The organism is Ruegeria sp. BF8, assembly GCF_056538625.1.
The window spans coordinates 581,938-592,872 of record NZ_JBQFTL010000003.1 but is presented as its reverse complement, the minus strand read 5'-3'; the positions used below and the strand labels follow the sequence as shown (position 1 = coordinate 592,872).

Genomic DNA, 10,935 nt, shown 5'->3' with positions numbered 1-10,935 from the left:
CCGGCGCACCGTCAATCTGGTCATACGCCTTGAAGTCGCCGAAATACTTGGTGATTGCTGCGGTCAGCGTCGTCTTGCCGTGGTCAACGTGGCCAATCGTGCCAATGTTGACGTGCGGTTTTGTACGCTCAAACTTTTCCTTTGCCATGATGGCCTCCTTTTTCGGAAATGAAGGGAGCCCGGGCAGCAGGCTCCCTCTATTTTTCGGTTATGCGTATTTTGCCTGAATCTCTTCCGCGATGTTCTGCGGAACCGGATCATAGTGGTCGAACTGCATGGTGAACTGGGCGCGGCCCGACGACATCGAACGCAGAGTGTTGATGTAGCCGAACATGTTGGCCAGCGGCACGAATGCGTCGATCGCAATCGCGTTGCCGCGCGGCTCTTGTCCAGACACCTGGCCCCGACGCGAAGTCAGGTCGCCGATGATACCGCCGGTGTACTCTTCCGGGGTGATCACTTCGACCTTCATGATCGGTTCCAGCAGTTTCGCGCCGGCCTTTTTCAGACCTTCGCGCATGCACATCCGCGCCGCGATTTCGAACGCCAGAACGCTCGAGTCGACGTCGTGGAATTTACCGTCCAGCAGGGCAACCTTGAAGTCGATCACGGGGAAGCCGGCCAGCGGGCCGCTGTCCATGACGGACTGGATGCCTTTTTCGACACCCGGGATGTATTCCTTCGGAACGGCACCACCAACGATGCGGCTTTCGAACGAATAACCTTCGCCCGGTTCGGTCGGAGTGATCTCGAGCTTGACCTCAGCGAACTGACCCGAACCACCCGACTGTTTCTTGTGGGTGTAGGTGTGTTCGATCGGCATCGAGATGGTCTCACGATAGGCCACCTGCGGCGCACCGATGTTGGCTTCGACCTTGAACTCGCGCTTCAGACGGTCGACCAGGATGTCCAGGTGAAGTTCGCCCATGCCCTTCATGATGGTCTGACCCGATTCCAGGTCGGTTTCCACGCGGAAGGACGGGTCTTCGGCGGCCAGACGGGCCAGACCCTGAGACATCTTTTCCTGGTCGCCCTTGGTTTTGGGCTCGACCGCGATCTCGATCACCGGATCGGGGAAGGTCATGGTTTCCAGAACCACGGGATCCTTCGGATCGCACAGGGTGTCACCGGTGGTGGTGTCTTTCAGACCCGCCAGAGCGATGATGTCGCCTGCGAACGCCTCTTCGATCTCTTCCCGGTTGTTCGAGTGCATCATCATCATACGACCGATGCGCTCTTTCTTGCCTTTGGTCGAGTTCAGGATCGAGTCGCCCTTGTTCAGAACGCCCGAGTAGATCCGGGTGAAGGTCAGCGAGCCAACGAAGGGGTCGTTCATGATTTTGAACGCCAGGCCCGAGAAGGCCATGTCATCGTCAGCGCGACGCGCGATGTTGCGGACTTCTTCCTCGTCACCGGGTTTGAAGCCCATGTAGTCGACAACGTCCAGCGGGCTGGGCAGATAGTCGATCACGGCGTTGAGCAGCGGCTGAACACCTTTGTTCTTGAACGCCGAACCACCCAGAACCGGCACGAAGTGCAGCGCCAGGGTGCCCTTGCGCAGCAGTTTGCGCAGGGTCGGAATGTCGGGCTCGTTGCCTTCCAGGTATTCCATCATCGCGTCGTCGTCTTCTTCGACGGCCGCTTCGATCATCTTGCCGCGCCATTCTTCAGCCATGTCCTTCAGGCTGTCGCGGATCGGAGCTTTGACCCAGCTTGCGCCCAGGTCTTCGCCCTGCCACAGCCATTCTTCCATGGTGACCAGGTCGATCAGGCCTTCCAGCTCGTTCTCTGCACCGATCGGGATACCGACAGGGACGGCGCGCGCGCCGGTGCGGTCTTCGATCATGCGAACGCAGTTGAAGAAGTCGGCGCCGATCTTGTCCATCTTGTTGACGAAGACCATGCGCGGAACTTTGTAGCGGTCAGCCTGACGCCACACGGTTTCGGTCTGGGGTTCGACACCGGCGTTTGCGTCCAGAACGCAGACGGCACCGTCGAGAACCGCCAGCGAACGCTCGACTTCGATGGTGAAGTCAACGTGGCCGGGGGTGTCGATGATGTTCAGGCGGTGCTTGGGGGTATCGGCGGTCTGACCGTCCTCGGTGCGCTCCCAGAAGGTGGTGGTCGCAGCCGAAGTGATGGTGATGCCGCGTTCCTGCTCCTGCTCCATCCAGTCCATGGTGGCTGCACCATCGTGCACCTCACCGATGTTGTGGGATTTGCCGGTGTAATACAGGATACGCTCCGAGCAGGTGGTCTTGCCTGCATCGATGTGCGCCATGATACCGAAGTTACGGTATAGTTCGAGCGGATATTCGCGTGCCATTTGGATAAGCCTCTGGGATTACCAACGATAGTGGCTGAAGGCTTTGTTCGCCTCGGCCATCTTGTGGGTGTCTTCGCGCTTCTTAACGGCAGTACCGCGGGACTGTACGGCGTCCAGCAGTTCGCCGGCGAGGCGTTCTTCCATGGTGTTTTCGTTGCGGCCGCGCGCGGCGGTGATCAGCCAGCGGATGGCCAGAGCTTCGCGGCGCTCGGGGCGCACTTCGACCGGAACCTGGTAGGTTGCACCACCAACCCGGCGCGAGCGAACCTCGACCGACGGCTTGATGTTGTCGAGTGCTTCGTGGAACACCTCGACAGGAGCGCGTTTGATCTTGCTCTCAACGCGGTCGAAGGCGTTGTAGACGATACGCTCTGCGACCGACTTCTTGCCGTCGATCATCAGGTTGTTCATGAACTTGGTCAGGACCTTGTCGCCAAATTTGGCGTCAGGCAGGACTTCGCGTTTTTCGGCGGCGTGACGACGTGACATATCAGCCTCTCCTTCTTACTTGGGACGCTTCGCGCCGTATTTCGAACGACGTTGCTTACGGTCTTTGACGCCCTGGGTATCCAGAACACCACGCAGGATGTGGTAGCGGACACCCGGAAGGTCTTTCACACGGCCGCCACGGATCAGAACAACCGAGTGTTCTTGCAGGTTGTGGCTTTCACCCGGGATGTACGAAATGACTTCGTAACCGTTGGTCAGGCGCACCTTGGCAACCTTACGCATAGCCGAGTTCGGCTTCTTCGGCGTGGTGGTGTACACGCGGGTGCAGACGCCGCGCTTCTGCGGGCACTGCTCCAGGTGCATGGACTTCGAGCGTTTTACTTTGGGCTGCCGCGGTTTGCGGATCAGCTGTTGAATAGTTGGCATTCCGGTTTCTTCCCCGTTTTGCAACACACATGACATGCACGCGCGTTGCGTGCGGCTAACTTCGCTGCGCCAATGCGTCCACAAGCGCAAAACCCGCGAGCGTTCCCATTCCGAGGTGAACGTCGCGGTTGGTTATCAGAGGGCGCGAACTGCAAAATTGTCCGGGCCTTGACCAGTTCAATACTGAAATCGGTTTTGGGGCGGCCCCCGGTACCGAGATGACGGGCGTATAGGGGGAGTCGGTCCGACTGTCAACAGCCCCGGCAGATGCCCGCCCGCCTCGCAGTCGTGCGTCGCGGCGGAAGCGACATCGGTTGCGGTGTCACATCCCTCGGGGCATAGTCTGCACTGGTGTATTCCTACCGGAAGTGAAGATGCAAGTCATTGGTCTGTGCCGTTTCTCCTACCCGGCCATCGGCGGGTTCCAGACCATGCACGAGTCGGTCGAAGCGCGCCGGCGCTATCTGTATGACCCCCGGCGTCTGGACGAGCGGTTCCGCCTGTTCGAGGCCTGTGCCCTGCCCGCCCTGCGCGCCCAGACGGATCCGCGGTTTCAGTTTGTGATCGTGACGGGGACCTGTCTGCCTCGGGTCGCCCGCGATCGTCTGAACGACCTGACTTCGGGCATGAAACAAGTGCAAATCGTCTCGCGGGAACCCGGCCGGCATCGCTCTATCATGAAGGACGTCCTGAACCGGGCACGCTTGAACCCTGACCTGCCATGCCTGCAATTCCGTCATGATGACGACGATGCGATTGCGGTGGATTTCGTCGAATTGCTGCGCCGCGCGGTTCAGGACGCCGAAGGGCTGGTGCGGCGCAACAAGATGGTTGCCATCGATTTCAATCACGGCTTTCTTGCCCGGTTCGACGCCAGCGGAATCCAGGCCACGCCGGTTCACCGGTCCCTGCTGGGTGTTGGTTTTGGGATGTATGTGCGCGGCGGTTGTGAGCTGACGATCATGAACTTTGCCCACCAAAAGATCGGCAACTTCATGCCAGTCATCAGCCAGAACGAACCGCCGATGTGGGTGCGCACTCTCAACGGGTTCAACGATTCACCCAACACCCGCACAAGCAAGGCCAAGCTGGAACCGTTGACCCCCGCTCTGGCAAAGCAGTTCGAAACCCGGTTTGCAATTGATCCGGCGGTGGTCCGACGCGTCTATTCGGACGCCTGAAGTGCCCGCTCGCGAAAGAGGGTGAACAGGCCCGCGGTGACCACCAGTGCGGCACCCAGCATGGTGATCCGGTCAGGCCAATCTCCGAATACCGCCCATCCCAGACCCAAGGCCCAGATCAGGCTCGAGTATCGGAACGGCGCGACAAAGCTGACCTCGCCAACGCGCATCACCATGACGCTGAAGAGATACCCCAGCAGGACGAAAACTGCTGCCGAGGCAATCAACATCCCCGACCCGGCCGTCATCGGCACCCAACCCTGGAAGACCGAGGCAATTGCCGCACCGGTGGTAATCGTCAATGAGGTTGCCAATGTGACGACCATCGACGGCACCTCGGGCGACATTCGGCGGGTGATCAAATCCCGAGCCGTCACGCAGATGACGGCAATCAAGGCATACATGGCATAGATGCTGAATCCGTCCGGACCCGGTCGCACGATCAGCAACATGCCTGCAAACCCCAATGCAATGGCCATGATCCGCCGCCACCCGATCTGTTCCGAAAAGAACAGGGCCGCACCCAGGGTTACGGTCAGCGGCAGGGCTTGCAGAACCGCGGTCACATTGGCCAGCGGCATGTGCATCAAAGCCGTGAGGAAGAAGAACGTCGCCGACAATTCCGCCACGCAACGAAAAGCCACCAACCAGCGGTCGTGCCGCCCGAACCGCAGATGCAATGCCCCCAGATGCCGCGCCAGCGCAAAAACCAGGATCGTCGCCAACAACCCACGCAGAGCCACCAGCTGGAACAGTGGCACCTCCTGACCGGCCGCCTTGACCAGCGTATCGTTCACAGTGAATGCGGCCATGCTGCCCATCATCAGCAGGGCGCCTTTGACGTTCGGTGTCATTGCCATGGCCCGGTTTCAATCTGGTCCCGGCATTGGCATCTCACCTGAGCAGATTGTCAACTTGTGATACGGCCAATTCGATTTTGTTTGGTCCGATCGCAGTTGTACCTGATCACTGCCATGGGGTGGGTTTCTGCGTTGCCGCCTACAGGTAGTTCAGCTTCTGGGTGACCCAAAACAGTATCTCTGCAAGTGGCGAAATCGGCCCGGCCTTGTCGGTCATCACAAGCGCGGTGCCCGACGCCCCGAATTGAAGTGTTTCCAGAGGTACATCGCCAGGAAGTTCGATGAGGACCGGAAAGCTGGTGATCCCGACAAGTTCGCGCATCGAAGGTAAACCGGAGCGGAGATCCAATGCGCCCTCAGACAGGGCCGGCGGAAACCCCGAAATAGTCCCCGTGATCTCGGATCCCGGCTGGGTTCGCAGCGCCACACGTATTTCATCGCCAAGGCCGACATTGGAACGGCTGGATTGGGGCAGCGAGGCCACCAACGCGTGGTTCGTCGGATCTATGAAGGTCAATGCGCCTTGGAAGGTTGTCGCGCGATTGCCCGGGCGCAGCGTGACCGCACTGACGATCCCGTCGCCCGGCGCGTAGACTTCCGTCTGCTTGAGGTTCCATTCGGCCTGCGCAAGCGCCTGTTCGGCCTCCACGACCGCCACATCCTCACCGTCGATCTGAGCTGCGATCCGGCGCTCCAGCCCCGCTTTTCGCGCTTCTGCTGCACGAATGCTTGCGGTGAGCTGTTCGATCGTCGCGACCGCTTCCTGCAGTTTGAAGGTGGTGGATGCGCCACGCTCTTCCAGTTGAACGATGTCATCCCGCCGCTGCTGCCCAAAAACAAGTTGCGCGGTCAATGAAGCGATATCGGCTTCGGCAGCCGCCAGATCCGTGGTCAATTGGTCCGCTGCCGACCGGGCGGCTTCCAGAGATGCCTCCAGCCGCGCTACCTCGAGCACGTAGAACTCGGGATCGATTCTGAACAAGAGATCGCCTTCGTTGACCTTCTGGTTCGGCTCAACGGCAACTTCGACGACCGTTCCGGAGACATTAGGCACAATGCTTGTCTGAACACCCAGAACCGACACAGGCCCCGTAGGCGCCGTGTGGTTGAGTGCGCCGATGACAACCAACGCGACGACGGCGGCCCCACCGTATGAAACGGTCTTCCAGAAGCCATTCCAGGGCAGCAGGCTGAACTTGGAGAAGACCAGCCAAATCACGCCAAAATACAATCCAAGGACTATGAGCATCCGATCAAGACCCGTGTTGAGTTCCAAACAGTGATGACGGGAGCAATTCCATTACCACATTCTGATTTTTGAGTATGCAGCAGTTCCGTTTGAAATCACAGTGTTTGGATCGAACCCTGGCCGCTTCCGGCACCGGCCGAAACAAAAAAGGCCCCGCGGAACCGCAGGGCCTTTCTGAGTTTCTCGTCGCCGATATTATTCGCGGCTTTCCGGAGTTTCCACCAGCGAGTCCAGCTCGTCGCCGACCATGTCATCATCCATCATCGGAGCGGCCAGCGCGGCTGCGGCCTCGGCCTCTTCGCGACGTGCCTCGATGACGACATTGTCACGCTGCTGCGCGATCTGGCGGACACGCTGAGTCGCACCACCGGTACCGGCCGGGATCAGACGACCGACGATGACGTTCTCTTTCAGGCCAACCAGCTTGTCCTTCTTGCCTTGAACCGAAGCTTCGGTCAGCACACGGGTGGTTTCCTGGAACGACGCCGCCGAGATGAACGAACGCGTTTGCAGCGAAGCCTTGGTGATCCCCAGAAGGATCGGCTCGCCCTGGGCCGGACGACCACCGCGGGCGATGGTCTTCTCGTTGGCCGCGTCGAACTCCTGCTTGTCGACATGTTCGCCCTTCAGCAAGGTGGTGTCGCCCGAGTCCAGGATCTCCCACTTCTGCAGCATCTGGCGCACGATGACTTCGATGTGCTTGTCGTTGATCTTCACGCCCTGCAGGCGGTAGACCTCTTGCACCTCGTTGATCATGTAGTCAGCCAGCGCCTCGACACCCATGATCGACAGGATGTCATGCGGAGCCGGGTTGCCGTCCATGATGTAGTCACCCTTCTGCACGAAGTCGCCTTCCTGCACCGGGATGTGCTTGCCTTTGGGCACCATGTACTCAATCGTCTCCAGCGACTCGTCGACCGGCTCGATGCTGATGCGGCGCTTGTTCTTGTAGTCGCGGCCAAAGCGCACGTAACCATCGGCTTCCGCGATGATTGCGTGATCTTTCGGACGACGCGCTTCGAACAGTTCGGCCACACGCGGCAGACCACCGGTGATGTCCTTGGTCTTGGCGCCTTCACGCGGGATACGCGCAACAACGTCACCGGCTTCGATCTTCTGACCGTCTTCGACCGACAGGATCGCGTCCACAGACATCGGATAGTGAACCGGGTTGCCCGCATCGTTGCGGACCGGCTCGCCGTTGTCGTCCACCAGAATGATCTCGGGCTTCAGATCGCTGCCTTTGGGGGCGGCGCGCCAGTCGATCACGATCTTCTGGGTCATGCCGGTTGCATCGTCGGTCTCGTCGCGGACAGCAATGCCCGAAACCAGGTCGACGTATTTTGCGGTACCGGCTTTCTCGGCAATGATCGGCAGGGTGTAGGGGTCCCACTCGAACAGCTTGTCGCCGCGCTTGACCTTGGTGCCTTCCTTGACGAACAGCTTCGAACCGTAGCCCAGCTTGAAGCTGGCGCGCTCTTCGCCGTGCTCATCCTTGATCACCAGCTTCATGTTCCGGCCCATGACCAGACTTTCGCCGGCGGCATTGACCAGAATCTGCGGGTTCTCAAAGGCAACGACACCGTCCTGGTTCGCTTCCTGGAACGACTGCTGACCACCTTGCGCAACACCACCGATGTGGAAGGTCCGCATCGTCAGCTGCGTACCCGGTTCACCGATCGACTGCGCGGCGATGATGCCGACAGCCTCACCGGTGTTCACCATGGTCCCGCGCGCAAGGTCACGACCGTAGCAGGTTGCACAGACACCTTCCTCGGACTCACAGGTCAGAGGTGAGCGGATGCGCATCGAGGCAACACCGGCCTCGTCGATCGTATCGGCCATGCGTTCGTCGATCAGCTGTCCGGCGGCGACGATGACCTCGTCGGTTCCCGGACGCAGAACGTCATCTGCGGCCACACGGCCCAGAACGCGTTCCGCCAGCGATGCGACGACTTCGCCGTCATTGACCGCAGCTTCGGCCGTGATCGCACGGTCGGTTCCACAATCAACCTCGCGCACGATGCAATCCTGCGCGACGTCAACAAGACGACGGGTCAGGTAGCCCGAGTTCGCCGTCTTCAGAGCGGTATCCGACAGACCCTTACGGGCACCGTGGGTCGAGTTGAAGTATTCAAGAACGGTCAGACCTTCCTTGAAGTTCGAGATGATCGGCGTCTCGATGATGTCGCCGTTCGGCTTGGCCATCAGGCCGCGCATGCCGCCCAGCTGCTTCATCTGGGTCACCGAGCCACGCGCACCGGAGTGCGCCATCATGTAGACCGAGTTCGGCTCTTTGTCGGCGCCGCCCTCATCCTTGGCCACGGCCGAGATGGTGCGCATCATGGCTTCGGTTACGCGGTCGTTACACTTCGACCAGGCATCGACAACCTTGTTGTACTTTTCGCCCTGAGTGATCAGGCCGTCCATGTACTGCTGTTCGAAGTCTTTCACCTGTTCGCGGGTTTCGTCCACGATGCCCCACTTGTCCTCGGGGATCACCATGTCGTCCTTGCCGAACGAAATACCGGCCTTGAAAGCTTCCTTGAAGCCCATCGACATGATCTGGTCGCAGAAGATCACCGACTCTTTCTGGCCGCAGTAGCGGTAGACGGTGTCGATCACCTGTTGCACTTCTTTCTTCCGCAACAGGCGGTTGACCAGTTCAAACGGTGCCTTGTTGTTCTTGGGCAGCAGAGCCCCCAAGCGAACACGGCCCGGCGTGGTTTCAAAACGCTTCTGAACCTCGTTGCCTTCTTCGTCGATCTGGGTGATCCGCGCGGTGATTTTCGAGTGCAGGTGCACCTCGCCCGCGTCCAGCGCGTGCTGGACTTCGTCGATCGAACCAAAGACCTTGCCTTCGCCGGGCATGCCTTCGCGTTCCAGGGTCACGTAGTAGAGACCCAGGATCATGTCCTGCGACGGAACGATGATCGGAGCGCCGTTTGCAGGCGACAGAACGTTGTTCGTCGACATCATCAGAACACGCGCTTCCAGCTGCGCCTCAAGGCTCAGCGGGACGTGAACGGCCATCTGGTCACCGTCGAAGTCGGCGTTGAAGGCCGAACAGACCAGCGGGTGCAGCTGGATGGCTTTACCTTCGATCAGAACCGGTTCGAACGCCTGAATGCCAAGACGGTGCAGCGTCGGCGCACGGTTCAGCATGACAGGGTGTTCGCGGATCACCTCGTCAAGGATATCCCACACTTCGGGACGCTCTTTCTCGACCAGTTTCTTCGCCTGCTTCACGGTCGAAGACAGACCCTTGGCTTCAAGGCGCGAGTAGATGAAGGGCTTGAACAGTTCCAGCGCCATCTTCTTGGGCAGACCACACTGGTGCAGCTTGAGCTCGGGGCCGGTCACGATGACCGAACGGCCCGAAAAGTCGACGCGCTTACCCAGAAGGTTCTGACGGAAGCGGCCCTGCTTGCCTTTCAGCATGTCCGACAGCGATTTCAGCGGACGCTTGTTGGCGCCGGTGATCACGCGGCCACGACGGCCGTTGTCGAACAGAGCATCCACGGATTCCTGCAGCATCCGCTTTTCGTTGCGGACGATGATGTCAGGCGCGCGAAGCTCGATCAGACGCTTCAGACGGTTGTTCCGGTTGATGACGCGGCGATAAAGGTCATTCAGGTCCGAAGTCGCAAAACGGCCACCATCCAGCGGAACCAGCGGACGCAGTTCCGGCGGAATGACCGGAATCACGGTCATCACCATCCACTCGGGGCGGTTGCCCGACTCGAGGAAGGATTCAACAACCTTCAGACGCTTGATGATCTTCTTGGGCTTCAACTCGCCGGTTGCTTCGGCCAGATCAGCGCGCAGCTGCTCGGCTTCGGCTTCCAGATCGATCTGGGCCAGCATCTCACGGATGGCTTCGGCACCGATATTCGCGGTGAACGCGTCCATGCCATAAGCATCCTGCGCGTCCATGTACTCTTCTTCGGTCAGCATCTGGCCGTAGGTCAGGTCCGTCAGACCGGGCTCGATGACGACGTAGTTTTCAAAGTACAGAACGCGTTCCAGATCGCGCAGCGTCATGTCCAGCATCAGACCGATGCGGGAAGGCAGCGATTTCAGGAACCAGATGTGAGCGACGGGCGCGGCCAGTTCGATGTGGCCCATACGCTCGCGGCGAACCTTCTGCAGGGTGACTTCCACACCGCATTTCTCGCAGACAACGCCGCGATACTTCATCCGCTTGTATTTGCCGCACAGGCATTCGTAGTCTTTGATCGGGCCAAAGATACGCGCGCAGAACAGGCCGTCACGCTCGGGCTTGAACGTCCGGTAGTTAATGGTTTCGGGCTTCTTGATCTCGCCATAGGACCAAGACAGGATCCGCTCGGGCGACGCCAGCGAGACCTTGATCTCGTCGAAAACCTTGGGCGGCGTCAGCGGGTTGAACGGGTTGTTGGTGATTTCCTGGTTCATTTGTTA

8 protein-coding genes are annotated in these 10,935 nt (G+C 59.6%); 1 reads left to right on the top strand and 7 read right to left on the bottom strand.

Annotation, left to right across the window (positions count from 1 at the left end; genetic code table 11):
* From ACR0LD_RS13520 to rpsL, 4 genes are all read right to left on the bottom strand, one after another.
* Window positions 1-148, bottom strand: a 148-nt coding sequence (locus tag ACR0LD_RS13520; RefSeq protein WP_480637420.1) for a GTP-binding protein, incomplete at its 3' end; no start/stop codon positions are given.
* 60 nt (window positions 149-208) lie between these two features.
* On the bottom strand, window positions 209-2,326 hold the full coding sequence (gene fusA, locus ACR0LD_RS13515; RefSeq protein WP_170360942.1) for an elongation factor G: 2,118 nt from the start codon (window positions 2,324-2,326) through the stop codon (window positions 209-211).
* A gap of 18 nt (window positions 2,327-2,344) precedes the next feature.
* A complete protein-coding gene (rpsG, locus tag ACR0LD_RS13510; protein ID WP_093964348.1) occupies window positions 2,345-2,815 on the bottom strand; it encodes a 30S ribosomal protein S7 in 471 nt (156 codons plus the stop codon).
* A 15-nt stretch (window positions 2,816-2,830) separates the two neighbouring features.
* Window positions 2,831-3,202 carry a 30S ribosomal protein S12 gene (gene rpsL, locus ACR0LD_RS13505; protein ID WP_005980675.1) on the bottom strand — a complete coding sequence of 124 codons (372 nt, stop codon included), beginning with the start codon at window positions 3,200-3,202 and terminating at the stop codon, window positions 2,831-2,833.
* A gap of 374 nt (window positions 3,203-3,576) precedes the next feature.
* On the opposite strand from rpsL, the gene ACR0LD_RS13500 reads away from it, so the two are divergent.
* Window positions 3,577-4,383 carry a putative rhamnosyl transferase gene (locus ACR0LD_RS13500; RefSeq protein ID WP_480637399.1) on the top strand — a complete coding sequence of 269 codons (807 nt, stop codon included), beginning with the start codon at window positions 3,577-3,579 and terminating at the stop codon, window positions 4,381-4,383.
* On the opposite strand, the gene ACR0LD_RS13495 is transcribed toward ACR0LD_RS13500, so the two are convergent.
* The 3 genes from ACR0LD_RS13495 to rpoC all read right to left on the bottom strand — a co-directional run bounded on the left by ACR0LD_RS13495 (window position 4,368) and on the right by rpoC (window position 10,929).
* Window positions 4,368-5,237: a DMT family transporter gene (locus ACR0LD_RS13495; protein ID WP_170342451.1), complete on the bottom strand. Its 870-nt coding sequence runs from the start codon at window positions 5,235-5,237 to the stop codon at window positions 4,368-4,370. The two genes, ACR0LD_RS13500 and ACR0LD_RS13495, sit on opposite strands and share 16 nt — an antisense overlap.
* 145 nt (window positions 5,238-5,382) lie before the next feature.
* On the bottom strand, window positions 5,383-6,492 hold the full coding sequence (locus tag ACR0LD_RS13490; protein WP_170364368.1) for an HlyD family secretion protein: 1,110 nt from the start codon (window positions 6,490-6,492) through the stop codon (window positions 5,383-5,385).
* A gap of 195 nt (window positions 6,493-6,687) precedes the next feature.
* On the bottom strand, window positions 6,688-10,929 hold the full coding sequence (rpoC, locus tag ACR0LD_RS13485) for a DNA-directed RNA polymerase subunit beta' (RefSeq protein WP_170391105.1): 4,242 nt from the start codon (window positions 10,927-10,929) through the stop codon (window positions 6,688-6,690).
* Window positions 10,930-10,935 lie beyond the last annotated feature (6 nt).

Excerpts from the sequence above, each read along its gene's own strand:
- rpsL (WP_005980675.1), bottom strand. The coding sequence starts at position 3,202 with ATGCCAACTATTCAACAGCTGATCCGCAAACCGCGGCAGCCCAAAGTA.
- ACR0LD_RS13495 (WP_170342451.1), bottom strand. The coding sequence starts at position 5,237 with ATGACACCGAACGTCAAAGGCGCCCTGCTGATGATGGGCAGCATGGCC.
- rpoC (WP_170391105.1), bottom strand. The coding sequence starts at position 10,929 with ATGAACCAGGAAATCACCAACAACCCGTTCAACCCGCTGACGCCGCCC.
- ACR0LD_RS13500 (WP_480637399.1), top strand. The coding sequence starts at position 3,577 with ATGCAAGTCATTGGTCTGTGCCGTTTCTCCTACCCGGCCATCGGCGGG.
- rpsG (WP_093964348.1), bottom strand. The coding sequence starts at position 2,815 with ATGTCACGTCGTCACGCCGCCGAAAAACGCGAAGTCCTGCCTGACGCC.
- fusA (WP_170360942.1), bottom strand. The coding sequence starts at position 2,326 with ATGGCACGCGAATATCCGCTCGAACTATACCGTAACTTCGGTATCATG.
- ACR0LD_RS13490 (WP_170364368.1), bottom strand. The coding sequence starts at position 6,492 with ATGCTCATAGTCCTTGGATTGTATTTTGGCGTGATTTGGCTGGTCTTC.